A 25,043-nucleotide genomic window follows, 5' to 3' on the forward strand; every position below is an offset into this window, starting at 1 on the left:
TCTACTAGTCCCCAATAATGTTGCTGTTCCCTAGTATTTGAAAGCATTGATTAAAAAACATTTTTATATTTTTTTCATTACTTTCCACACCCTAATCCCGCTTATGACGTGCAGAAGATATAATGTTGATGGATTCAATCATAAAACAAACTTTCAATGAGAAAATCTTCTGGAAGTCTCTCATTCAAATTTAAGGTTAAAAATTATTCTTATAAATCAATTTATTATGTTTTATGAAGTTGTTGTTTTTAATTCAGAGGAAACAGAAGCTTTTGTTTTGAGATTACATAAAACGCGCTTCAACATCATTTCAGTATCGGCCGCACGTTCTGAATGTGTTACAAATCCTCCCCCAAGAATCCGCGCCTCATGACTATTTTCATCATAAAGAACACAAGCTTGCCCTGGTGCCACACCATTTTCACATTCCAATAAATCAACGGAAAAAATACCTTTTTTATAATGTAAGCGCGCAAGGTGAGGAGGACGCGTTGAACGCACCTTTACAGCCACCTCAATACCTTGAGAAGGGAAATTATCTAACGACTCATCACCAAGCCAATTCACATCACGTAAAAAAAGCTTATGCGTTTCTAACATTTCACGCGGTCCAACAATAACGCGTGCATTTTCCACATCGAGATAAACCACATAAAGCGCTTCACCCGTTGACACCCCAATACCACGACGTTGACCAACCGTATAATTAACAATTCCCGAATGTTGACCTAAAATCTTTCCATCAATATGGACAATAACGCCAGGATTAGCTGCTTCTGGACGCAGTTTCGCGATAACATCTGAATATTTTCCTTGTGGAACAAAACAAATATCCTGACTATCATGCTTATTGGCAACCACAAAGCCCATTTCTGCTGCCATTTCACGAACGCGAGCTTTTGGAAGGTCACCAAGTGGAAAACGCAAATAATCAATCTGTTCTTGTGTCGTTGCAAAGAGAAAATAACTCTGATCACGATCATTATCGAGAGGACGAAAGAGTGCTCGATGTGCTCCGTGGGAACGCGAGCGAATATAATGTCCCGTAGCTAAAGCATCTGCGCCCAATTCGCGTGCCGTCGCTAATAAATCAGAAAACTTAACCGTTTGATTACATGCAATACATGGTACTGGTGTCTCTCCATGAGCATAGCTTTCTGTAAAAGGATCAATAACAGCTTCGCGAAAGCGCTTTTCATAATCAAGAACATAATGCGGTATTCCTAATGTTTCTGCAACGCGGCGTGCATCCTCAATATCTTGTCCTGCACAACACGCCCCCACCCGATGCGTTGCTGCCCCATGATCATAAAGCTGCAGCGTAATACCAATAACATTATACCCTTCCTTTTTCAAAAGACCTGCAACAACCGATGAATCAACCCCCCCCGACATTGCAACAACAATGCGAGAATCCTTAGGTTGTCCTGGTAAATCAAGACTGTTTAAAAACATGTATTCATTCTCTATTTAATGCTCTGTTTAATGGCTACCCATATGTTAACATTCTGATGCACGCTCTTCAGCACTTTTACACGATTGTTTGCCTTTATATTGTTTTTTTATCTTTTCCACAACCATAGGCATTACTTTCTTAAAAGCTGCTGCAAACAAAAAAAGAATGATAGAAATAAGGCATAATGAGTAATCGTTTGGGAGAAATCCTTTTATAAAACCTTTTTTGCTCTTTTTAAAATATAGTAAAATATTGCAAGAATCTCTTCTACACTTCACTTGAGCTTCTTTTTACATTCTCAATCACTTTATTAATTTTTTCTTTCAGCGCGTTTAGCTCTTTTTTAAATTTCATGCTCTATAAACGAATCAAGTCCTTGACGAAAGGTAGAGGATACAAATGACCAATTTGATAAAAACACAAATGAAATATGTTATTGGGCCAGATGGAAGTCCGCTTACAATTGCCGACCTACCGCCGCAAACAACACGGCGCTGGGTGATTCGTCGCAAAGCTGAAGTCGTTGCGGCTGTCAGAGGTGGATTGTTAAGTCTTGATGAAGCGTGCCAACGTTATACTTTGACTGTAGAAGAATTTCTTTCATGGCAAAGTTTGATCGATGAACACGGTTTAGCGGGATTACGAACGACCAAGATTCAAAACTATAGGCATTAAGTTGCCATTGATTATGATTCGACAACATAAAGCAATTTATAAAACAGCCAAACTTGATAAAAATTTGGCTGTTTTATACTATATCCAAAAGATAAATCTGAAAGAATGGATTTGTCAATAATTGCTTTTATCATCCAGCCATTAAATTAGCCAACCATTGAATTAGATTGAATCAAAATATCCTCATCATCCGCAACAATCTTCTTTTCTCGTGCTTCCAAAAGCTGTGCACGTTGCAGCTCCGTATTAGCTTCATGGAGAGCAATTTCAGCGTTTGTTTTTTGAAGCTGTAAATCACGAATTGAATTGATCAGATTATCACGTCTTTGCCGCGCTGCACGCGCAAAAGCAGAATAAGCAAAATGGTGAACATCATTGTTCCCAGATTTACGTTCTTCATTAGTAATCTGTGCTTCCAGCTCTAACGCCATTCGTTCAAATTCTGCGATCATCATCTCAAGCTGTGCAATTTCACGACGCTTTCCACGCACTTGAAACATTCTCAATCGCACCATACTTTCTCGTGGCTTCATACTCACTACTCCTTGATTGCGCCAACTCAAAACTCGCATTCACACCCAATAAATACCTTTTAGTTATATGTCTATCCGACAAAAACAGTCTATTGACTTGAAATTATAATAATTTTTGCCTTTCATTAAAGCATCTGAAAATACAATCTGCTTTAAAAGAGCAATAACTATTTCTTTACTTCCCCCTATTATAAAATGAAGAGGTTTAAAGCTCAGTAAACAAACACTGAAATTGTAAAAAGTAATTTATAATGCTCTTTTACAAATTTTTTTAAGTTAAAGTTTATAGAAAAAGCCCTTCTTTTTTATTATGTTAAAAAATATGCGATTTTTCTAAAATAATTTTGTAGCCTCTTTCAAAAATAAAAATATTTTGTTAACCACTATCATGGATAGTGGGGAATTTAGTAGTGATTGTTACGCGTACTACTGAAATATTCATAAACACTTTGTTATAAGTGTTTGATTTCATGAATTGTTTTTATAACAGTGGTTTTGCTAACTGATTATAAAATAGAAATGCTCCTTATGATTCGTGAAGGAGCAAAGTGAGGGATCTAAAATGCGCGTATTATTAATTGAAGATGATAGAGCAGTTACTCAAAGCATTGAGTTGATGTTAAAGTCGGCTAACTTTAATGTTTATATCACTGATCTGGGTGAAGAAGGTGTCGATTTAGGAAAACTCTATGATTATGATATCATTTTGCTTGATCTGAATCTCCCTGACATGTCAGGGTATGATGTCTTGCGGACTCTAAGGTTGGCAAAAATAAAAACTCCTGTCCTGATCCTTTCTGGTATGAATGCCATTGAAGACAAGGTCCGTGGTTTTGGCTTTGGAGCAGACGACTATATGACGAAGCCTTTTCATAAAGATGAGCTCATTGCACGTATCCATGCAGTTGTTCGTCGTTCAAAAGGACATGCACAATCGGTTATTGTTACCGGAGATCTCACGGTTAACCTTGACACAAAAACTGTCGAAGTTGCAGGGCGCCCTGTTCATTTAACCGGTAAAGAATACCAAATGTTAGAGCTTCTCTCTTTACGCAAAGGCACCACCCTTACCAAGGAAATGTTTCTCAATCATCTCTATGGTGGAATGGATGAACCAGAACTAAAGATTATCGATGTTTTTATCTGTAAATTGCGGAAAAAATTGGAAGCAGTCTCTTCCAGTGTAAATTACATTGATACAGTTTGGGGACGTGGTTATGTATTACGTGATCCAGTTGAAGAGAACGTACGAAAAACCGCTTAAGCAGTGAATATGCACATTGTAAAATCTCGGAGTGTAGCGGGCCGAGATTTTTTCCTCGAGATCTTTTCTCTATTAAAAGTAGAGAACTCGCACACTAAAAATCTCATATAGAAAGCGCTTAAAGCTTAAGAAGTAACCACACCCAATTTACACATATAACCTTATCGCTCATAAGTTCAATCGAAGCCACTTTTCCCAACACAGCTTAAGCGCTTCTCTCTTATTCAAAGCTTTTTTACACTTTCTAAAACAATACAACCATCACTTTCATCAATATTTATTTTCATCTCTGTCATCTGAGCAAGTAACATTGTGTAATAAAATTGGATGACATGTGCATCAATAAGCTCTTCTTGAACTTCTCCACGAAATAACGCAAGAAAATGAGGGGGGATACGGAGAGTTCTACCGAAAACCTCAAATCGAAAAGAACGTTTATTTTCTTCTTGCAAAATCATAACAACAATTTCACCACCACGAGAAACTGTTGCGTTTGCAATCAATAATAAATTAAGCAAAAGTTTAACTTCATCTTTTGGTAACAATAAAGAAGAAGCTTGCCATTTTAAAGTTGCTTTTTCTTCTTTCATATATTGTTGAGCAACCTGCTCTGCAGTCCGTGTATCTATTTGTCCTCCGCTTGCACCAGCAAAACCAAAAGCCAATCGCGCAAATTGTAGACGTGCAGCAGCACTCGCAACGGATAAACGCACCAATTGTAAAGCATCTTCTTCAGCTCCTCCTTCATCATAAAGCTCCATTGCATTTTGAATAGCACCCACAGGTGAAATCAAATCATGGCAAATACGACTACAAAGCAAAGCAGCAAAATCCATCGGCTTCAAAGAAACATCTAACGTCATAATGATTGAAAACTCCTAGATTCAAAAAAACAAACTTTATTTTAAAGAAAAACTCTTAACATCTGATGCATAATAGAAAGCATTAACAATCATGCTAAAAAAAAATCAGAAATAAATTCAAGAATTTAAATAACCTTATATCTTATTTTCTATTTGAATAGAATGAAAATTCTAATATTATCTTTTTGTTTATCACTAATAAAAGGAGAAAACTCCATGGCTCTCTCTCTGCTCAAATACTGGTACAAAAATATTATATCTTTAATCTTCCTTTTATTCATCACCATAAACGCTGCACATACTCAACTAAAACCAATAGAGCAAAACGAACCCCATTATTCACTCCAAGAAATTATTGATTCTGGTCATATTTTTTTTGGAAAAACAGCCAGTGGTCTGGCTGTTGCAATTCAAAATATTTTTTCACAATACGGTTATCCCAATGCCTATATTTTAGGAGAAGAAGCTTCTGGTGCCTTTTTTGCTGGATTAACCTATGGCGAAGGAAGGGTTTTTACCAAAAGCTATGGTCAACATAAAGTTTTTTGGCAAGGTCCCTCAGTAGGATGGGATTTTGGCGGCCAAGGCTCCCGTTTAATGATCTTAGTTTACAATCTTAATAGCATAAATAATTTATGGAGACGCTATGGTGGTATTTCAGGTTCGGCCTATTTAATTGCAGGTGTTGGTTTTCATGTCCTCAAATACCATAATACCTTGTTAATCCCAATACGTACAGGAATCGGCGCACGCCTTGGTATCAATATAGGATATTTAAAATTAACACCTAGACCGACATGGAATCCGTTTTAAACGTATTCTTATTTGAAAAGGAGTATTATGCTTATTCAATCGTTTCTTTTTTTTATTCTTGGAGTTGCTTTCACTTCTTGGTTACTGGTGCTTTTGTCTCCTTTCATTTGGCGTAAAGCCGTTCATTTTGCGTATAAAGATGTTTGTGCGCAAATGCCATTATCACTCGCGGAAATAGAAGCAAATCACGATTTTCTTCGTGCGCAACATGCTGTAGAATTAGCAAACAACCAACAAAAGTACGAATTTTTGCAAAAAAAATACGCCCAACAACAAATACAACTGAGCCAAGTAACAGAACAATTTTATCGGCTATGCCTCCCCACACAAGACACTCTCACCAAAGAAGCGATAGCAATTAAACAAAATATCGCCACAATACACACTTTCAAAGGAAAGAAAAATGATGCGTGAAAAAATCGCACACTACCAGAAACGTTTACAAAAAATCCAACCTCATGAGCTTGACACGACTGCTAACCACCAATTACTAGAAGAACTCCGTGAAGAAACAAAAGAACTTGCAGCAACATTGGCAACTCAAATAGCGCTACAAGAGGGGGATGCATCAACCATCAACACATTGATTCAAAAATCCAAAAGCGAAAATGACCTAGCATCACGTATTCGCAAAAAAATAACTTTTCTCTCCAAAAGCCCCGTTAAATAAGTTATCTTTTAAAACACCTTAAATGAAGAGTAAAATCAACAAAGGTTCATTGTAACTTTCATAACCCAAATTCTTTTATTAAACGTGACTTTCTTGCTAAGCTAAAGAACAAAGTTTCTTAACCTATACCGTTATGTTAAAAAATATCTTCTTGTCTAGCAGATTCACTTGCTAATCATATCACCAACCTAAAGGACAACATTTCATAGGTCTTAGAAAGCAAATAATACCAAAAACATTGGTTACACACTCTAACAAAAATACCTTCTAAGAAGGGTTACCAATAGAGCTTTTACCATAATTTTAAGGATAAAAACACGCTCTCAAGAGTGATAAAAATCTCTTATTTTTTGGATAATCATATTCTGATCCGTTTGTGTCAAGTAAGGATGCATTGGTAAACTCAAAACACACTCTCCTAAAGACTCTGAAACAGAAAGGGAATCTTTTACATAAGAAAAGTATTTATAAGCTGGCTGTTGATGTAAAGGAATTTTATAATAAACCATTGTAGGAATAGAATTTTTTTGTAAAAAATCTTTTAATTTATCACGTTCTTTTACCTTAATCGTATATTGTGCATAAGCAGAACGAATACTTTCTCCTATTTCTGGAACTGTAACAATATCCCTTAAGCCATTGGAATAGCGTTGAGCTATTTCTACACGCTTTTCCATTTCATCTTCAAAGATCGCAAACTTTTCTAATAAAATTGCAGCCTGAATACTATCTAGGCGCGAATTCATACCAATACGTACATTGTCATATTGCGTTTCACCTTTACCATGAAACAAAATAGAGCGTAAAAGTTCTGCAAAATGATCATCATTGGTCATCATAGCACCTCCATCGCCATAACATCCTAATGGCTTTGCAGGATAAAAACTTGTAGCAGCCACATCAGCAAAAGCACCGCACATAGTATTACCGCTTCTTCCTCCCATAGATTGAGCAGCATCTTCAATTACAAAAAGATTTTCCTTTGCTGCCACTTGAGAAATTTGTACATAATCAGCAGAAAGCCCAAATAAATCAACGGCAATAATAGCCTTTGGCTTTAGACGACCCTCTTTTTTTACCATTTCGATAGCGTGAGAAAGTTTTTCAACATCAATATTGAATGTATCAGGTAAAACATCAACAAAAACAGGCTCAGCCCCCACCAAAGCAATCACTTCAGCCGTTGCTGAAAATGTAAAACTAGGACAAAACACAGCATCCCCTAGACCAATATTTTTAGCCATAAGAGGCATTTTCAAAGCATCTGTTCCATTAGCACATGCGATCACATGTTTAACACCAAGATATTCTGCCAATTTCTCTTCAAATTCTGTTACTTTTGGCCCCAAAATATACTTACCACTAGCGACCACATGCGCAATTGCAGAATTAATTTTATCTTCAATACGCGCACGCTGCGCCCCAAGGTCGATGAATTGCATACTAACTCCATTGATCATCACAAGAAATGCAAAAGCGCTACCTATCTCTTTTATCTATCATAATTGACACCAGCAGCTGTTAAAATCCGTAAAACCGCAATAGCATCATCACCATTTGTACGAGGTGATTGACGCGTTTCAATACAATGAAGAAAGTGCCGTAATTCGCAAGTAAGCGGCAAGTCTTCATAAACATCAATGTGATCCAGCTCATCCATGCTAAAAGCCCACTCTTGATTTTCTTTCCAAACGGCAAAATGGTGCATTGCCAATTTACGGCTCCACGGTTCCATATCATCAAAAACGAGCATAGCCTTTGTTCCAACAACAGTTAAACGCCTCTCACGATAAGAACTCAAACGTGAAGTAAAAAGATGACTACGCACACCATTTGGAAAAGTCATATGAATATGAGAAAAATCAGAAATCTGATCAACGACAGCAGCCCCCTCCCCGCGAATTTCGGAAGGTTCACATCCTGTCAACGCCAAAATCATTGAGAGATCATGAGGGGCAAGATCCCATAAAGCATCACTGTGTGTGTGAAATTTTCCAAAGCCTAATCTATGAGAATAAATATATCGGACATCTCCCACTTCTCCGTTTTTCACCAATTCACACATTTTTTCAAAAGCCGGATGAAAACGTAAAATATGGCCTACCATAAAAACTCGCTCATAGGCCTCAGCCTCCTGAACTTGGCGTTTAGCATCAGAAACATTCAAGGCTATTGGTTTTTCCACCAAAACATCTTTACCATTTTTAACAGCACGGAGCACATTTTGCGTATGCAATTGTGGCGGCAACGCTAATACCAGCGCATCAATATCTCGATGCGTAAAAAGATCATCTGGTGTAACAACCTCTACACCATACATCGTTGCAAAACTAGCAGCACGATCATTATCAATATCAGAAACTGCTGCTAAAGCCCCGAGAGAGTGGAGTGTCCGTATATGATTTTCACCCCAATGACCGCATCCTAAAACCGCTACACGTGGCACCATTTTCATGCCTTACCTTACTTTATCATATGAAAATTACACTTTTACATATCGAGGATAAAATAGAATGACAAGAGAAAAGCTTAAAAACGATGCTTGACATCTTACTATTCTACCGCTTATATCCGCAAAAGATGTAATTATTTACAATTATAATTGCTTATTTTGGCGGAGTAGCTCAGTAGGTTAGAGCAGAGGAATCATAATCCTTGTGTCGGGGGTTCAAATCCCTCCTTCGCTACCATTGCTTTTTTGTTGTGTAGTTGTAGCTTGTCATCAGGTTTTGTCTATTTTGACACTAGGTTTTGTACCATTTATTTTTTTCAAAGAGTTTTAAAGGAACTCTCAAAGGATCTTCAAAGGCCTTTCAAAGGGGATTTAAAGCTCCCTTTAACGCGTTTTTTTGAGAAGAAGCCTTCAAAAAGCCTCTTCTGTTGTTTAATTCTGAAATAGCATTATCTCATACGGTTCTTTTGCAGGAGAATAACTATGCAAAGCTACTATTTCCTATTTATTATTTTTGAAAGCTTTTATCTATTTTTTCTTTTAAGTCAATAAAGCGTATCGTTAAATATTTATCAAAAAAATCAAAGTAAATTATTTCAATAATTGTAAATGATTTACAGTATTTTATCATTTATTCAATTTAAAACTTACATAAATATGTTAAATTAATTGAAAAAATAATATAACATATATTATTAAAATAATATATTCAAACTGAAGATAACCATCCATTTGATATCCTTCTTGTAAGCGGGGGGAGAAATGTATGGAGTTTATTAAGTAAGGAAAATATCAATGTGTAAAAACTCCCTTTCATCCTGCACAGCTGCTATAGCTGTCTTGTTGTTTGGTACTCATTTCAACGCATACGCCGCTCCCACCCTTTCAGCTGGTGCTGGACAAGACGTAACAGGCATCACAAACACTACTTATGAAAAAATTCGGGTAACAAGCACCGGTATAATCCATGGTAAAGATTTAAAAGTGGTAGGTCCTCTGACCGAATGGACACAGACAATCCAAGATGATGAAGGTAACGAAGTAACAATTGAACATAGCAGTGTACGTGGAACTGGTGTAGAAGCTATCGGTTCTAACAGTCAAATTTATTTGGAAGACACAACCATTATGCGTGTAGCAATTGGTCTTGATATAAGTGGTAGCAGTAAGGTCAGATTAACCAATAGCACCATCAATGCAGGTCAGAATAGTGATCAAGAAATCATTGGCATAAAAATCAATGATCAGAGTATCGTGAAATTAAACGATGTAGACATTGATGTAACAAACGGACTAGGCGCCCAAATAAAAGATGAATCTATACTAAATATGGCGGGTGGTTCCATAACATCTTCTAAAAGTAGTGTCTCCTTTGTTAACAGTAGCAAAGAAAACAATAAGCTAGAAAATGTCAAAATTAATGCCCAAAAAAATGGGATAATAACCGATACAAGCACCGTAATTTTGAAAAATATAACCGTTGAAAACGCACAAAAAGGTCTATATGCGGATAATAGTTCTCAAATAAAAGTATCGGCTGGTTCATTCAGAGGAAAGAGCCTAGGAATATATGCTGGAAACGGAAGCAACATTATTTTAGAAGATGGTGTTACAGTTTTCTCTACTCAAAATGGAATACAAGCAGAAAAGCCCAAATCAACAATCACGATGACAGAAGGAGTGCTAACTACAACTGGCTTACAATCTGCAGTCTACGCAAAATCCAGTGGAAAAATTGATCTTACAGATGTTGTTGTAAATGCTGAAGGTTATGGACTCCAAGCAGACGATCAAGAAGCAAAAATCATAATGACGGGAGGATCACTCACTACAACTGGCTTACAGTCTGCAGTCTACGCAAAATCCAGTGGAAAAATTGATCTTACGGGTGTTGTTGTAAATGCTGAAAGTAATGGGTTAAAGATAGAAGGCGATCAATCAAAAATCATGCTAAAAAATTCAAAAGTTTTTGCTGATATTTTATTAATAACCACAGTTGATACAAAATTCCCTGAGATATCTTATGTGACAGCAGATAACTCTGTCCTAGAAGGCGGTGCAAGAGTTTTAGCGTATAATTCCGACAAAACCAAGCAATCATGCCTTAGTCTGATCAACGGAACAAAGTGGCTTTTAAAGATCAGTACACAAGAAAAAGATAACACAGGAAATCTACTTGATCTTACCAAAAGATCATATTCTGAAGTTTCTTCACTTAATCTTGATAAGAGCTCTATTGTTTTTGATACCCCCACAGAAAATCATTATCAAACATTGCGTATAGGATCCGGAGCTTTAGACATTACAGAAGTTTACAAAGCAACAGATAATGCAAAAATTTATTTTAATACTGAATGGAGCGATAGCGCTAGAATAGGCGATCAAAAAACTGATCGACTTTTAATTCATGGTGACGCGTTAGGTACTACAACAGTTTATTTCCGAAACCATTTGGAAAAAGAAAATATACAAGCAGACGATTCTGATCCTTTGAACACACGTGGCATCTCACTGATTCAAGTTTCTGGAAAAGCAAACAAAAACTCTTTCAAACTAGAAAATGGTTATACCTCAATAAAAGGTTTACCTTATAAATATACGCTTACTGCCTATGGACCAGAAGCGAACTATGGCAAAGCCAATGCTAACCAAAAGCTGCTGGAGAGTGATGATAACTTTTGGGATTTTCGATTGCAAAATGCTTTTCTAGATCCCAATTTAAGAATAAAAGCACTTCTCCCACAAACAGCAAGCTATATAGTCATGCCGAATGCTCTCTTCTACACGGGATTAAAAGATATAGCTAAACAAAACGCACTTTTAGCCAATATCAGAACATCCGTCTTAGGAAAAGAAAAAGAGAAACAAACCGGTTTCTTCCTTTACACCTATGGAAGCACAGCAACCTTATCTTCTGAACGCGGACCTCTCAAATACGGTTACGGTGCTGATATCCGCTATGCTGCTCTCCAAGCCGGTGTTGCATTAACAGCAATTGAAGGACAAAATACCACAACACATTTCGGTTTTGTAGGCACCTATGGGCAGCTGTCGTTCACACCAAAGGATATGGCAGATGCAGAAAAGAACACGCTGAATAAATGGTCACTGACAGCCTATGGTAGTATACAACACGACAGTGGTTTCTACGTTGATACACTCTTGTCCTATGGTATCCTCAAAGGGCATATCACCAATGCCATCAGAGGAAATACCGCAAAGTTGAACGATGCCAAAATGTTGAGCATCTCCACCACTGTTGGCAAAGAATTTGCAACCGGAGTAGAAGGTTTAACCTTCGAGCCGCAAACACAAATTGCTTATCAACATTTGAGGTTTAATACCATTGAAGATGCTGATAATTTTACTGTTGATATGGACAATCCTTCTCAATGGTTGATCCGTGTTGGTGGACGTTTAACAAAAACCATTTCCACTGAAAACAACCGTCCTCTGTCTTTCTATGGAAAAGTAAACTTGATCAAAACTTTTGGTGATGATAGTACCATTCATATTGGAAGAAACTTTGACCTTGATCCTATGGGACCTGCAATTGAAGGCGGCATTGGCATCAATGCACAACTGTCTCACAAATTCTCCCTTCATGGTGATGTGAGCTATCAACAAAAGCTTCAGAAAACTGGTATCTCAGGAGCGAGTTTTTCAGGCGGCATACGTTATCAGTTTTAAGAAAAGACTGTAAAAACAAGCGATTCCTTCTGTGTTTATTAACAAAAAAGGCAGTATACTGTACTGCCTTTTTTAATCTATGTAAGCTATTATTCTTATTCCCTGAAATTTTTTCTTTTCTCCTCAAGGATCTCCTTCCTTCCTATTTACTCGAGTCGCGCGGCATATTCATTATTGAATTTGTCTATAAAGCTAAGCAAAGTGTATTTTTAGACAATATAAAAAAACAACATTGGAAAAGATAATAATAAAAGAAGTTCTCTCTTCATACCTTTGATATGTTTATCCTCCTGTTTCTTCAATTCATTAGCCTAACCCCACCTGTAAGGATTCATTTATATTTCCATGTACCGTTTTTAGGCAAACCATTTTGACAATGCTTATCCCTCTCATTCAAGACAATCATTGATTTATAAAGATAATTATTTGTTTTGCATGTTGAATGAGAGTCCCGAATATCGTAGGATTTTCTTATTTCAAACTTGTTTCATGTTGAATCAATCAAAAAATTTCTTGCACGTCACAAGCAAGGCTGAGATATAGGTCAAAATTACATAAGAAAGGCTTAAAAATGCCTCTCATAAACCGCCTCAAGTCCAAGGGGCTATCCACGCAACATTAAGAGATAGCAAAGTGTGTAGATAGACTTGCTCTTTCTATTAAGCGTAAAGGTATCGGCTTGCTCATTCGTAAGCGTAAAGATGAGGAGCCTCTACGGCTTTAGCGTTATAGCATTCATGAACACCATTGCGAAATGGGCTGTGCGGCCTTAGAAAAATGGACTTTACTTAAGGAAAAAGCTTCTTTAAAGAAAGCCTGTGAACAGCCCCCCTTCTTCTTATAGCAGAGAAAAAATTTGCTGATCGTTTTGGTGAGTGCATAATAATACATCTAAACGCTATGGGGATTTTATAACAATTATCCTGAATAGACAATTTTAAATATCATACTCCATAGTATTTTTAGCATAAGCTTGACCAAGCTAGGTTTTATGAAATTCATTTTTTCCAACTTTTTATGATCACGAAAAAAGCTTTTCTTAAGAAAAACTTCAAATCATAGAGAACACTATATATAATTCGTTTTGTTATTTACAATAAAAATATAATAATATAAAAACTGATTGGGTACTTGCGCCATCAGGGGAATGAAGTAAGCATCAAAGCATACCAAATACTAAAGGCATATCTATGTGTAAGAAATATATTTATAAGAAAAATTTTTTGTTATGTACAATTGCTGGAACTTTCATTTTTTCTCATTTTGCTCCAACTTATGCAAATAGACAACCTCCTGAAATTATTAATGAGTTTAAGCTGGAGAAAGGAGAAAAAAAAACTCTTAATAACGTTTTTATCCGCAATGGATTGAGCGCAGTGCAAGCCTCTGAAAAAGCAATTGCCACAATTACGAACTCAACAATACATTCAGCTTCGTTTGCTTTTGCTGTATCACAAGGTGGACGTATTAATGCTAAAGAAGTGAAAGTCAATGCCTTGTATACTGGTCTATCAATTTCAAACGGTATCATTAACATTGAAGATTCATTCATAGAAAGCAAAAAAAAATCCGGTATTATTTTTCATAGCATTTTAGATTCTTTTCTGAAAGATGGTGAAGAAGTTATCAATAAGGCAATTCTTAACAATACAAAACTTCTTGTGAGAAATGGTGTCGGTATTTTAGGACCATCATCTTCAAAGTCTGTTGCCGAGGTTCAACTTAGAAATTCAGAAATTCGTTCTGATGTATTATTACAAAATAACGTAAAAAAGAAAACAGATTCAGATCCTCATCCTGTGACTTTTGTATTAACCGCCGATAATTCGATTATGGAAGGAAGAGCAAGAACCTTAGCAGTAAATACGACTGTTTTTAATTTAAACAACAATAGCAAATGGTATTTAAATGTAAGTCAATACGACATAAATCGTGATTTTAGTTCATTTAATTATGCACTCCATGACATTAAGCAACGAGCACTATCTACCGTTTCAGTACTGAACTTTAGTAATAGCTCTATTGTGTTTAATGCACCACATACGTTGGCAAAGAGTCAATATCAAACCTTGAGTGTAGGACGAACAATTGAGCTCCCTAATTCACACGAAAACAGGGACTCCGCTATAGAAACCGTTTATAATGCTGTAGGCAATGCAAGGATTTATTTTAACACAGAGTGGAGTAATGGTTTAGAAAGAGAACAACAAAAAACAGACCGCCTTCTTGTCCATGGGAATGTATTAGGCACCACAACAATTAATTTCAATAGCCTTTCAAAAGGTGGGCCATCAAAAGAAGAAGCTTCTATTCCCGCGAATATGCGTGGACTGTCGCTCATTCAAGTATCTGGAAAAACAGATGAAAATGCCTTCAAACTAGAAAATGGCTATGTCACAATAGGTAGTTTGCCTTATAAATATGTCTTAAATGCCTACGGACCGACATCACGTCTTGGAAAAGCAGAAAGCACACAAAGCTATTTAGGAGAAATAACTCAACAATCACAAGAAAAAAGCTCACAAACCGACACGACCCCCGTTATATTAGGCGGAATGCTTTCAGGGATTGAGAATAATATAAAAGGTGAATCAACACCAAATTCTGAGCAAGGAGGGAGCATACAAAACCATTTGAGAGAAAATCAGAATTTCTGGGATTTCCGCTTGCAAAGTGCAACGCTCGATGATGAAGGAAAGATCAGGGCTCTCGTTCCTCAAGTGGCAAGCTATTTGTCCATGCCTAACACACTATTCTTAGCTGGGCTGGCTGATGTAAACAATCAAAACACTTTACTGAACACAATACAAGAAACAGGCTTTGAGACAAAAGATCATAAAAAAAAAGGGATTTTCTTTTCTACTTATGGCAATAAAATGACATTATCCTCTCACCGTACGCCATTGCAATATGGCTATGGTGCCGATATTCACTATGCTGCTTTACAAGCAGGCTTTACATTAGTAGCTCTAGAAGAGCAAAATATGACCATCAATTTGGGTCTTTTAGGGACATATGGAAAATTAGCTTTCACTCCTAAAGATATGGAAGGTGCTGACAAGAGTATACTCAATAAATGGTCAATTGCTGCATATAGTGGACTGCGCCATAATAATGGTACATATATCCATGCTCTCTTTTCCTATGGAATGCTCAAGGGAGATATCATCACAGCTCTTATAGGAAAGACTGCAGAATTGAAAAACACTAATACATTCAGTGCATCGGCAACCATTGGAAAAAAGTTCAAAACCAGTACAAAAGGATTGGTCTTTGAACCACAAGCACAAGTTGTTTATCAGCGTCTCATGCTTAACACACTCTCAGATGTCGATGGCTTTGATGTAGATATGGGAAATCCTTATCAATACTCAGTGCGTGTTGGTGGGCGCTTAACGCAAACGACGCTTTCTATTGAAAAAGGTGGGATTCTTTCTTTCTATGGTAAATTGAATATTGTTAAAGCTTTTTCTAACAATGGCACTATACAAATTAGTGAATTGTTCCACCTTGATTCTATGGGCGCTGCCCTTGAAGGTGGATTTGGTGTAAATGCACAATTATCACAAAATATCGCCCTTCATGCTGATGTTAACTATCAACATAAGCTTCAAAAAACTGGTATATCTGGAGCAAGCTTTTCAGGCGGAATACGTTATCAGTTTTAAGAAAAGCAAAAAACAACTTATAGTCTATTCATTTTTAATAAAAAAGCAGTACGAATGTACTGCTTTTTTGCAATCTTTCGGCAAGAGCCATCAATAACAGTTCTTTCTATACAGCTTTCTTGAAAGGATTAATTTCCTTTAAACCAAATACAACAAAATCCTTTATCTCTCAATGACTGTTGAAGTTTCAAGAGAGCTGCCTCTTTGATTTATAAAAATCGAATGGATTCAATAAAAATTGTTGTATATCGATAAAAAATACAAAATACTTTAGCTTTTTTATATAAAAAAAATTCATAGTAAATAATTCTATATGCAAGAAAACCAACTGAAAGCTTTTTGTAAGCGCGCAACAAATCTTCTTCAAAAGCTTTGTAGAGTTTTTATAATAACAGCTTTAAGCAATAAACATCCTTGCAAGATATTTTGATTCTTAGCACTTTAAAACAAAAATACTTATCAAGCTAGGTTTTCTGAAATCCATTTTCGCTGCATTGCGCTTTCTATTTTAAAAGCTCTTCTAAGACCAATTTTTAAACGATAAATAACAAAACATAATATTCGTTTTGTTGTTTACAATAAAAACACAATGATATAGAAACTGAGTGGGTACTTGCGCCATCAGGGGAATGAAGTAAGCATCAAAGCGTACCAAATACTAAAGGCATATCTATGTGTAAGAAATATATTTATAAGAAAAATTTTTTGTTATGTACAATTGCTGGAATTTTCATTTTTTCTCATTTTGCTCCAACTTATGCAAATAAACAACCTCTTGAGATTCCTACGGTCCAAGTAGCTAATGGAGAGGAGAAAAACCTTCACAATGTTTTTGTTCGTGGTAAGTATGATGCCGTAGTTGCTAAGAAAGGTCACATTACCATTACAAACTCAATAATGCACTCAGGCTTTACTTTGCTTTCTGCAATGTCAGGTGGTCAAATTAATGCCAAAGGAATTGTGGGAAAGGCAGAAGAGCGTGGTTTGTCACTCACAAACGGCATAGTCCATATTGAAGATTCAACATTAAACGTCATAGGCCACAGCAAAGTCTATGGTATCAATTTTGGTTATATTCTAAGCTCTACAATAAAAGAAGGAGAAGAAGTTGTAAATAAAGCAATTCTTAATAATACAAAACTTCTTGTAAACGACGGTGTAGGTATTTTCGGACCTTATTATTCCACAGCTAATGCAGTGTACCTTAAAAACTCAGAAATTCGTTCTGATATGTTATTAAAAAATGAAGTCTCACCCTTCATCGAAATTCAACCTACTACTTTTACATTAGACGCTAATAATTCGATTATGGAAGGAAGAGCAAAAACGCTTCCTCAAAATACAACGGTTTTCACCCTAAACAATAACAGCAAGTGGCATTTAAAAATTAGTCTATTTGAATTGGAAAATAGTTTTAGTCTATTTGATTACAAGCTCCTTGATCTTAAGCAACGAGCGCAATCAATCGTTTCAGTCCTAAACCTTAATAATAGCTCTATCATATTTAATGCGCCGCATAAACTAGCAGACAATCATTATCAAACCTTGTATGTAGGAAGACATCCTGAAAAAGCAGAGCAAAACAGAAGCTCCGATGCAACAACGGTTTATAATGCATTGGGCAACGCAAGGATTTACTTTAATACCGAATGGAGTAATGGTCTTACAAAAGAACAACAAAAAACTGACCGTATTCTCGTTCATGGTGATGTCTCAGGCACCACAATGATCTATTTCAACAATCTTTCAAAGCATGCAGAACCATTCGATGACGAAGAAGATTCAATTCCTTTGAATATGCGTGGGCTCTCACTCATTCAAGTTTCTGGGCAAGCAAATGAAGATTCTTTCAAACTTGCTCATGGCTACACCACAATGGAGGGCGTACCTTATAAATACATACTCAATGGCTATGGACCAACATCCAACCGTGGGAAAGCCGATAGGGCACAAAGTCATTTAAGCGGAATATCACAAGAATCAAAACAGAAAGATACGCAAAATACCGATACATCATCTCTTAGAAAAGAAAACAACGGACAAGCTCCCTTGGAAGAAAATGAGAATTTCTGGGATTTTCGCTTGCAAAGTGCGACTCTCGATGATGAAGGAAAGATCAAAGCTCTTGTTCCTCAAATGGCAAGCTATTTGGTTATGCATAATGCAATATTCTCCTCTGGCTTGGCTGATGTAAAAAATCAAAATACACTGTTCGATAATATGCACGCAACAGTTTTTGGATTAGAAGGTCATAAAAAGAAAGGGGTATTCTTATCAACTTATGGCAACAAGGTAACGTTATCTTCTAGCCGTAGTCCATTGGAATATGGTTATGGTGCGGATGTTCGTTATGCTGCTATACAAGCAGGCATGACATTAGCAACGTTAGAAAATCAAAATATGACCGCGAATCTTGGTCTTTTAGGCACATATGGAAAGCTCGCTTTTACACCAAAAGATATGGAAGGTTCTGACGAAAGCATACTGGATAAATGGTCCTTTACAGCATATGGGAACCTCCACCATGACAATGGTCTCTATGTTAATGCACTTTTCTCTTACAGCATTTTCAACGGACATATTACAACAGCCCTTATCGGCAACACTACAGAGTTAAATAATACGGATACATTAAATATATCAGCTACCGTTGGACAAAAACTAGCAACTGGTGTTGAAGGAGTGTCCTTTGAATCACAAGTACAACTTATTTATCAACATATTGCATTTGGCACTCTTTCAGATATCGATGGCTTCCAGGTTAATATAAAGACCCCTCATCAATGGTTGGTCCGTATTGGAGGACATTTAACGAAAACAATGCTTTCCATTGAAAAAGATCGTGTTCTTTCTTTTTATGGTAAATTGAATGTCATCAAAGCTTTTGGTGAAACGCGCACTATCGATGTTATTGAATCTTTCCATATCGATTCTATGGGCTCTTCCCTTGAAGGTGGGCTTGGTATTAACGTGCAGCTTTCTAAAAATATCGCACTTCATGCTGACGTTAATTACCAACATAAACTTCAAAAAGCTGGTATCTCTGGAATTAATTTTTCCGGTGGGATGCGTTATCGCTTTTAGAAATCTTAGCTCTCTATTTTGACGCATGAGCAGCGCTGAGATGAAAACAGTTCTCTGCTATATTTTACTACATTACAAAAGTTGTAGTGTGTCAAAAAGTAGTTCATTTTTAGCAAAACAAAGAAAAATATCTTAAGGAACATTTCTATGCATAAGAATCTTTTGTTATGTACATCCGCTTGTGCTTTGTTTTTTTCTTCTTTTAATTTCACGTCTACCAGTACCGCTTCTGACTTAAGCCCTCAAACACGCCATACCCTTGAAGGGATTATAAAATTACCTGAACAATATCGCCATGCCATTGATTTAATAAACATACCAACACAAGCAGAAAAAAATCTTGAGAAGATAGCCTCTGGCGCCATGATGGAAGATAATTCATACTTCCACCAAGCACTTTATACCGATAACCAACGGCGTGTTGATGCTGAGCGCCAACAATGGATAAAGCAAGACAATCGCAAATGGAGTAAGTTACAAAATAAAGAACTTTCCAATACTTTACGCAAAGCAATACTTGATGCTTTGAACACCGATGAAATAACAAACGTGGAGAGAAAAGGAGAAACATCGTCTCCCCTATCTAAAGAGAATAAACAACCTCTTATTTACTCCAGCATAGGGCAAGGACTTGCTAATGATAAATTACCAGCTGCTAATATTGCCGCCCCACACAAAGACAATTCATCCTCAAGAGAAGATCGTGGAATTATACAGCCTAAAATAAATGAAAATTCGCAATCTGATATTGATCTCCAAACAAATACCACCTCCTCAGCATCGAAAACGACTCTTAATACATCCGCAGAAGCGCATGTGAAATTCCCCACAAAAGTTAGGAGAACCGCTACCGCTGATACCGAGAACACCTCTAAACTTACAGATAATGAAGCAGCCATAACTTCTTCTTCTCTTGATTTAGCAGAAAAAAGAAGAATTCTTACGCCACAAAAAGAAAGCTTTTTAGTCATGCCTATCGCAATGTTTTCTGTCGGGTTTTCTGATGTCAACAATCAAAATATCTCGTTAGACAATATGCAAATAACAATGTTTGAACCCAAAGATCATCCAGAGAAAAGCATTTTCTTATCCACTTATGGCAATAAGAGCACATTTTCTTCCAGCATTCAAACAAAACAAGATGGTGTTCAAGCAGATATTCGCTATACTGCATTGCAAGCAGGGGCAACATTAATAGCGCTAAACGATCAAAATATCAGCAGCAATTTTGGTTTTTTCGGAACATATGGGAAATTGTCTTTTAGTCCTAAAAACAAAGAAAGCTCTCATAAGAATATGCTGGATAAATGGTCACTCACCGCATATGGAAATATTCAGCATGATAGTGGCATCTATGCAAGTGCATTTCTCTCTTATGGAATTTTCAAAGAAAACAATAGCACAGCTTTCATCAAACATACCTCAAAAGTAAATAATAGTAAAACATTAGGAGCCGCTGCAACTGTTGGTCAAAAACTGTCAACCAGTTTGGAAGGTGTAATCCTAGAACCGCAAGCACAACTTGTTTATCAACGTCTCATGCTTGGCTCTTTCTCAGATGACGATACCTCTAAAATAGACAGAAGCAAACCTTATCAATGGTTGCTCCGTATTGGCGGACGTTTGACGCAAAACAAAGGCCATGCCCTCTCCTTCTACGGCAAACTGAACATGATCAAAACTTTTAGTAAAAACTTTCCGCTTGCTGCTATGGGATCTTTAATCGAAAGTGGTTTTGGTATTCAGGCGCACTTATCACAAAATATCGAGCTTCATAGTGATCTCAGCTATCAACATAAATTCAAAAAAGCTGGCATATCTGCAATAAATGTTGCCGCTGGAATGCGCTATCACTTTTAAAAATACTTGTATTCCTATCTTGAAATATAAAGCACTCTCATTATGTTTCGTTTTTGTCTCTTACAAAAGAAACATAATGAGGTCAAAGTTTTATTTTTTATGAGAGAGGGGGAATATTTAGGAATACATCCATATGAAAAAAAGTTTTTTACTACACACAGTTTCTGGAGTTCTGTTTTGTTCTTCCACCAACTTTTCTTATGCTCTTCATGATACGAATGCACAACCTACGATAAATCTCCCTTCTCCGAAACCCGCTCATGCTGAGAATCAAATAGGTGCATCCAGAACTTCTAATCTACATTCAAATGCATCATCTTCGTATCCACCTTCAACATCTAGCCCTACAAGAACGATCGTAAACCCTCCTTCTACAGAGAGTGAATCTACAACGCCTACTTCTACGAGTACGCTACCTCGCAAAACACAACTTGAAGGAAATTTAGTTGGAAATATAATTTCTTCTTCAAAACAAAACTCTAATCCTAGTCAAGGAAGTAAAAAAACATCGAAGACTAAAGTGACAGAAGGTGTACAATCTGAGCCTACAGCCACACAAGACACTCTTACACAATCTCCAACGACAGAAATAGCTCTAACAACAGGAACGGAAGTAAAATCTAGAAGACGTTCAGGTGTTCCCACCTCTTCTACAGACTCTTCCAGAAAAAAAACGCCCGAAAATTCTGCTGTATCCTCACAGTTAGAACCTACACAACCTTCACCGAATTTACAACCAACACTTACAAACTCTAAACCTACAAGAACGGAACCTATAAAACCAATAACAGAGCTATCACCAACACCTCAAGAACCAAAACTCGCACAGCCAATATCTTTAAGACCAGAAACTGGAAAAACAATATTACCGGTACCGCTAAAATCTGTAAAACCAGCGCCCGTACAATCTGCCTCTGCACAAAAAGTATCTGAAAAATCAGAGCTTGAAAAACCAATATCACCAATAAAACTACCTGAAAAGTCTACACAAATTGAGGATATAAGCTCTGGAGTTGAGGCTAAAAATGGTAAGACCATAACGCTACATAACAAAAAAATTCAAGACAATGGTTTTGCTGTACATGCAGAAGGAAATAATTCAAAAGTCAACATGATCGGGGGAAAAGTTAATGCGCGTTTTGTTGCACTAAGTGTATCAGACGGTGGAGAAATTGATGCCACAGATATTACTGCAACAGCAGAAACAGCTGGTTTGGTAAACATAGAGGGAACAATCAAACTTAAGGATTCAAGCGTACATATCACCGGAAATCATGAAGCGGACGGTATTATTTTCCGCAACAATCCGTATAATGCCCCTAGAAAACGATATACACACAATACTGAAAGGAATGCCAACGCCGTTCAAGAACAAGATGTAGCCGATATTGCTGATAAAGTAACTCTAGAGAATACAAAGCTTTTCGTTAACCATGGTAGGGGTATCAACCTTTATGGAACAGACATAAACGGTGAAGTCAGCCTTAAAAATTCAGAAATTCATGCCGATATTTTATTAAAAAATATAAAGAACAAAAATGCTTTCACAAACACTATTACACTGGTTGCGGACCACTCTTCTTTAGAAGGTCGGGTAAGAACTTCTAAAGATAATAGAACTGTTTTTGATCTAAAAGAGGGAACGAAATGGCTTTTAAAAGCGAATAAAAACGCCGAAAATAATGATAATGTTTCAGATGACCATATCCGGTCTAGTGTTGATGAAAAATCATACTCTAACCTTTCTGGATTGCGCCTTACAGATAGTGTCATTATGTTTGACAAGCCAGTGGAGGGACATTACCAAACTCTATTTATAGGACCTAATCTTCCGAAAGGAGATGGAACAGCTCATACAGCAACGGTTTATAGTGCAACAGGTGTTGCAGAAATTTATGTAAATACTCAATGGGATAAACGTTCTCCTATCACGGAGCAACAGACCGATCGCATTGTGATTAATGGTGATGTCTCAGGCCGTACTGTTGTTCACATCAATCTGCAAGAAACAGATAAAAAAATAACCGGTAGCTCTGCTGTTTGGGGAGAACACATAGCGTCACTTCCTTTAGGAACACATGGGATTTCAATCATTCAAGTTTCCGGACAAGCAAATGAAAATTCCTTCACGTTAGCAAAAAACTATATGACAATAGGGAAACAACCTTATAAATATGTACTTACAGGCTATAAACCTGGAACATCTCATGAGAGCCAAAATCTTTTTGGTAAGAACAGTAATTTCTGGGATTTCCGCTTACAGAATGCCTACCTTGATAAGGATAAAAAAGTTCGAGCACTTTTACCACAGGTAGCAAACTATTTAACCATATCTAATACTTTATTTTCTGCTGGATTTACTGATGTAAACAATCAAAACACGTTGTTAGACAATATGCGAACAACAGTATTTGGAGCAGAAGACAATAAAAAGGATGGTATCTTTTTCTCTTCCTACGGCGAGAAAGTCACCTTATCTTCCAACCGCGATCCACTGCATTATGGTTATGGTGCTGATGTAAACTATACTGCTTTACAACTGGGTGTCATATTAGCCGCCTTGGAAGGCAAAGACATAAGCACACACTTTGGTTTTTTAGGAACATATGGAAAACTTAGTTTGACACCAAAAAAGATGCAAGATTCTGAAAAGACGACTCTTGATAAATGGTCACTTGCCGCTTACAGCAGCTTCCAACGTAGCAATGGTATATATGTAAATACACTTCTTTCTTACGGAAAGTTAAAAGGAAATATTACCACAGCTCTTGTTGGAAATGCCGCAAAACTGGATGGTACTGATATGCTTAATATATCTGCAACCATTGGACAGAAATTAGCAACCAACACAAAAGGATTGGTATTTGAACCACAGGCACAATTCATTTATCAAAATCTCATGTTTGATATCTTCTCAGATGCCGATGGCTTAAAAGTAGACATGGGCAATCCGCGTCAATGGTTGGTGCGTATTGGTGGACGTTTAACAAAAACTACAATGGCTGCTGAAGAACGTAAGGCTGTTTCTTTCTATGGCAAAGTAAATGTTATCAGAGCTTTTGGTGATGGTAAAACAATAAAAATTGCTGATACCTTTCATGTTGATCCTACCGGCTCTTCAGTTGAGGGAGGCATGGGGGTGAATGCACATCTTTCTCAAAATATCGTACTAAACGCCGATATCAGCTATCGGCAAAAACTGCAAAAAGCCGGTGTGTCTAGCACCAATTTGTCTGGCGGAATACGCTATCGTTTCTAAAGCAGAAGCTAATTTTAACTTAAATAAAAGGGCAGCACAAAGTGCTGTTTTTTTATTTAAACTTATATTTTTTAAAATTCTCAAAAATCATTATCACATCAAAAAAGATTTTGACTTATAATATTTCTTTTACATATTGAATAAAAAACTGAACACCATAGCATTCTCTCATTTCCAACCTGTTCATCTTAAGTCAATCAACACTATTCGCTTGCACATCACAAGCAAAAGCCTTGGGGTATGGATAAAAATTATTTAAATGCCTCTTATGAACCATAACGCAAGAGGTATCTCAATATTGAAAAATGGCAAGGTAAATGATGATATCAGCTTACTCCCTTCATATGCATAAAAATGGCAGCTTTTGTAGTGTTATTTTGTAGCATTTATAGAGGCTTTATACTATTCACGAAGCAACTATTGTGAAATAGGCGCTAGCATTGAGAAATGTCCCTTTTAAACAAAGTGCGTGAATTAGGAACAACAAATTCATTCTATTTTGAGTATTTTGTTTAAGTTTAAGAAAAACTATCTTTATTACCAATTTCCTAAAATTACTTTACTAATTAGAAAATATTTTGGTCGTATACGCAACGATCAAAAGGGATCTTGAAAACCCTAAGTTCGAGAATAAAAATAACCCCACTGTGTGGGTGTCCCAGGATTCCGGGAGTTTTTTCTATGTCCAGGTGCTTTCAGCACTAAAAGCAAAATGCTGACTAGGGTTCAGTGTTTTCAAGCTCCCGGAATACCAAT

15 protein-coding genes and 1 tRNA gene are annotated in these 25,043 nt (G+C 36.7%); 11 read left to right on the forward strand and 5 right to left on the reverse strand.

Annotation, left to right across the window (positions count from 1 at the left end; all coding sequences use genetic code 11):
• Window positions 1–231: 231 nt before the first annotated feature.
• Entirely contained in the window at window positions 232–1,455 is a 1,224-nt protein-coding gene (gene mnmA / locus ACFIJS_RS02825) for a tRNA 2-thiouridine(34) synthase MnmA (protein ID WP_375649737.1), read from the reverse strand.
• Window positions 1,456–1,855: 400 nt separating this feature from the next.
• Between mnmA and ACFIJS_RS02830 the strand changes: the two genes are divergently transcribed.
• Window positions 1,856–2,131 (forward strand): DUF1153 domain-containing protein, encoded by a 276-nt coding sequence (locus tag ACFIJS_RS02830; protein ID WP_015856675.1) that lies wholly within the window; start codon window positions 1,856–1,858, stop codon window positions 2,129–2,131.
• 146 nt (window positions 2,132–2,277) lie between these two features.
• On the opposite strand, the gene ACFIJS_RS02835 is transcribed toward ACFIJS_RS02830, so the two are convergent.
• A complete protein-coding gene (locus ACFIJS_RS02835; protein WP_375649740.1) occupies window positions 2,278–2,664 on the reverse strand; it encodes a flagellar export protein FliJ in 387 nt (128 codons plus the stop codon).
• 562 nt (window positions 2,665–3,226) lie between these two features.
• On the opposite strand from ACFIJS_RS02835, the gene ctrA reads away from it, so the two are divergent.
• Window positions 3,227–3,928, forward strand: coding sequence for a response regulator transcription factor CtrA (ctrA, locus tag ACFIJS_RS02840; RefSeq protein WP_375649742.1), 702 nt, complete (start codon window positions 3,227–3,229; stop codon window positions 3,926–3,928).
• Window positions 3,929–4,152: 224 nt separating this feature from the next.
• Here the strand turns inward: ctrA and chpT are convergent, their stop codons facing one another.
• Entirely contained in the window at window positions 4,153–4,791 is a 639-nt protein-coding gene (gene chpT, locus ACFIJS_RS02845) for a histidine phosphotransferase ChpT (protein WP_375649744.1), read from the reverse strand.
• Between the two features lie 216 nt (window positions 4,792–5,007).
• Here chpT and ACFIJS_RS02850 point away from each other — a divergent pair, with 216 nt between their 5' ends.
• The 3 genes from ACFIJS_RS02850 to ACFIJS_RS02860 are packed head-to-tail and all read left to right on the forward strand — an operon-like array spanning window position 5,008 to window position 6,274.
• Complete coding sequence (locus ACFIJS_RS02850) at window positions 5,008–5,604, forward strand: DUF1134 domain-containing protein (RefSeq protein ID WP_375649747.1); 597 nt, start codon at window positions 5,008–5,010, stop codon at window positions 5,602–5,604.
• A 27-nt stretch (window positions 5,605–5,631) separates the two neighbouring features.
• Window positions 5,632–6,018, forward strand: a complete 387-nt coding sequence (locus ACFIJS_RS02855) for a hypothetical protein (RefSeq protein WP_375649749.1) — start codon at window positions 5,632–5,634, stop codon at window positions 6,016–6,018.
• On the forward strand, window positions 6,008–6,274 hold the full coding sequence (locus tag ACFIJS_RS02860) for a hypothetical protein (RefSeq protein ID WP_375649751.1): 267 nt from the start codon (window positions 6,008–6,010) through the stop codon (window positions 6,272–6,274). Before ACFIJS_RS02855 ends, ACFIJS_RS02860 begins: the two co-directional genes overlap by 11 nt.
• 323 nt (window positions 6,275–6,597) lie before the next feature.
• Here ACFIJS_RS02860 and ACFIJS_RS02865 read toward each other — a convergent pair whose 3' ends face one another.
• Together ACFIJS_RS02865 and ACFIJS_RS02870 are read right to left on the reverse strand one after the other, a co-directional pair.
• On the reverse strand, window positions 6,598–7,716 hold the full coding sequence (locus ACFIJS_RS02865; protein WP_375649753.1) for a DegT/DnrJ/EryC1/StrS family aminotransferase: 1,119 nt from the start codon (window positions 7,714–7,716) through the stop codon (window positions 6,598–6,600).
• A gap of 50 nt (window positions 7,717–7,766) precedes the next feature.
• The gene (locus ACFIJS_RS02870) at window positions 7,767–8,723 is read right to left on the reverse strand and encodes a Gfo/Idh/MocA family protein (protein WP_375649774.1); all 957 of its coding nucleotides are present in this window, start codon (window positions 8,721–8,723) and stop codon (window positions 7,767–7,769) included.
• Between the two features lie 164 nt (window positions 8,724–8,887).
• Between ACFIJS_RS02870 and ACFIJS_RS02875 the strand changes: the two genes are divergently transcribed.
• The 6 genes from ACFIJS_RS02875 (at window position 8,888) to ACFIJS_RS02900 (ending at window position 24,287) form a co-directional block, all read left to right on the forward strand.
• A tRNA-Met gene (locus ACFIJS_RS02875) sits at window positions 8,888–8,964 on the forward strand.
• A gap of 557 nt (window positions 8,965–9,521) precedes the next feature.
• Window positions 9,522–12,416 carry an autotransporter outer membrane beta-barrel domain-containing protein gene (locus ACFIJS_RS02880; RefSeq protein ID WP_375649756.1) on the forward strand — a complete coding sequence of 965 codons (2,895 nt, stop codon included), beginning with the start codon at window positions 9,522–9,524 and terminating at the stop codon, window positions 12,414–12,416.
• A 1,190-nt stretch (window positions 12,417–13,606) separates the two neighbouring features.
• A complete protein-coding gene (locus tag ACFIJS_RS02885; RefSeq protein ID WP_375649758.1) occupies window positions 13,607–16,084 on the forward strand; it encodes an autotransporter outer membrane beta-barrel domain-containing protein in 2,478 nt (825 codons plus the stop codon).
• 672 nt (window positions 16,085–16,756) lie between these two features.
• A complete protein-coding gene (locus tag ACFIJS_RS02890) occupies window positions 16,757–19,168 on the forward strand; it encodes an autotransporter outer membrane beta-barrel domain-containing protein (RefSeq protein WP_375649760.1) in 2,412 nt (803 codons plus the stop codon).
• Window positions 19,169–19,315: 147 nt separating this feature from the next.
• Window positions 19,316–21,028: an autotransporter outer membrane beta-barrel domain-containing protein gene (locus ACFIJS_RS02895; RefSeq protein WP_375649763.1), complete on the forward strand. Its 1,713-nt coding sequence runs from the start codon at window positions 19,316–19,318 to the stop codon at window positions 21,026–21,028.
• Window positions 21,029–21,161: 133 nt separating this feature from the next.
• Window positions 21,162–24,287, forward strand: coding sequence for an autotransporter outer membrane beta-barrel domain-containing protein (locus ACFIJS_RS02900; protein WP_375649765.1), 3,126 nt, complete (start codon window positions 21,162–21,164; stop codon window positions 24,285–24,287).
• Window positions 24,288–25,043 lie beyond the last annotated feature (756 nt).

Source organism: Bartonella sp. OT172YNZD (assembly GCF_042193725.1).
In the GTDB taxonomy this organism is placed as follows: Bacteria; Pseudomonadota; Alphaproteobacteria; order Rhizobiales; family Rhizobiaceae; genus Bartonella; species Bartonella grahamii_A.

Coding starts and splice junctions, on each gene's coding strand:
- mnmA (WP_375649737.1), bottom strand. CDS start 1,455: ATGTTTTTAAACAGTCTTGATTTACCAGGACAACCTAAGGATTCTCGC.
- ACFIJS_RS02830 (WP_015856675.1), top strand. CDS start 1,856: ATGACCAATTTGATAAAAACACAAATGAAATATGTTATTGGGCCAGAT.
- ACFIJS_RS02835 (WP_375649740.1), bottom strand. CDS start 2,664: ATGAAGCCACGAGAAAGTATGGTGCGATTGAGAATGTTTCAAGTGCGT.
- ctrA (WP_375649742.1), top strand. CDS start 3,227: ATGCGCGTATTATTAATTGAAGATGATAGAGCAGTTACTCAAAGCATT.
- chpT (WP_375649744.1), bottom strand. CDS start 4,791: ATGACGTTAGATGTTTCTTTGAAGCCGATGGATTTTGCTGCTTTGCTT.
- ACFIJS_RS02850 (WP_375649747.1), top strand. CDS start 5,008: ATGGCTCTCTCTCTGCTCAAATACTGGTACAAAAATATTATATCTTTA.
- ACFIJS_RS02855 (WP_375649749.1), top strand. CDS start 5,632: ATGCTTATTCAATCGTTTCTTTTTTTTATTCTTGGAGTTGCTTTCACT.
- ACFIJS_RS02860 (WP_375649751.1), top strand. CDS start 6,008: ATGATGCGTGAAAAAATCGCACACTACCAGAAACGTTTACAAAAAATC.
- ACFIJS_RS02865 (WP_375649753.1), bottom strand. CDS start 7,716: ATGCAATTCATCGACCTTGGGGCGCAGCGTGCGCGTATTGAAGATAAA.
- ACFIJS_RS02870 (WP_375649774.1), bottom strand. CDS start 8,723: ATGGTGCCACGTGTAGCGGTTTTAGGATGCGGTCATTGGGGTGAAAAT.
- ACFIJS_RS02880 (WP_375649756.1), top strand. CDS start 9,522: ATGTGTAAAAACTCCCTTTCATCCTGCACAGCTGCTATAGCTGTCTTG.
- ACFIJS_RS02885 (WP_375649758.1), top strand. CDS start 13,607: ATGTGTAAGAAATATATTTATAAGAAAAATTTTTTGTTATGTACAATT.
- ACFIJS_RS02890 (WP_375649760.1), top strand. CDS start 16,757: ATGTGTAAGAAATATATTTATAAGAAAAATTTTTTGTTATGTACAATT.
- ACFIJS_RS02895 (WP_375649763.1), top strand. CDS start 19,316: ATGCATAAGAATCTTTTGTTATGTACATCCGCTTGTGCTTTGTTTTTT.
- ACFIJS_RS02900 (WP_375649765.1), top strand. CDS start 21,162: ATGAAAAAAAGTTTTTTACTACACACAGTTTCTGGAGTTCTGTTTTGT.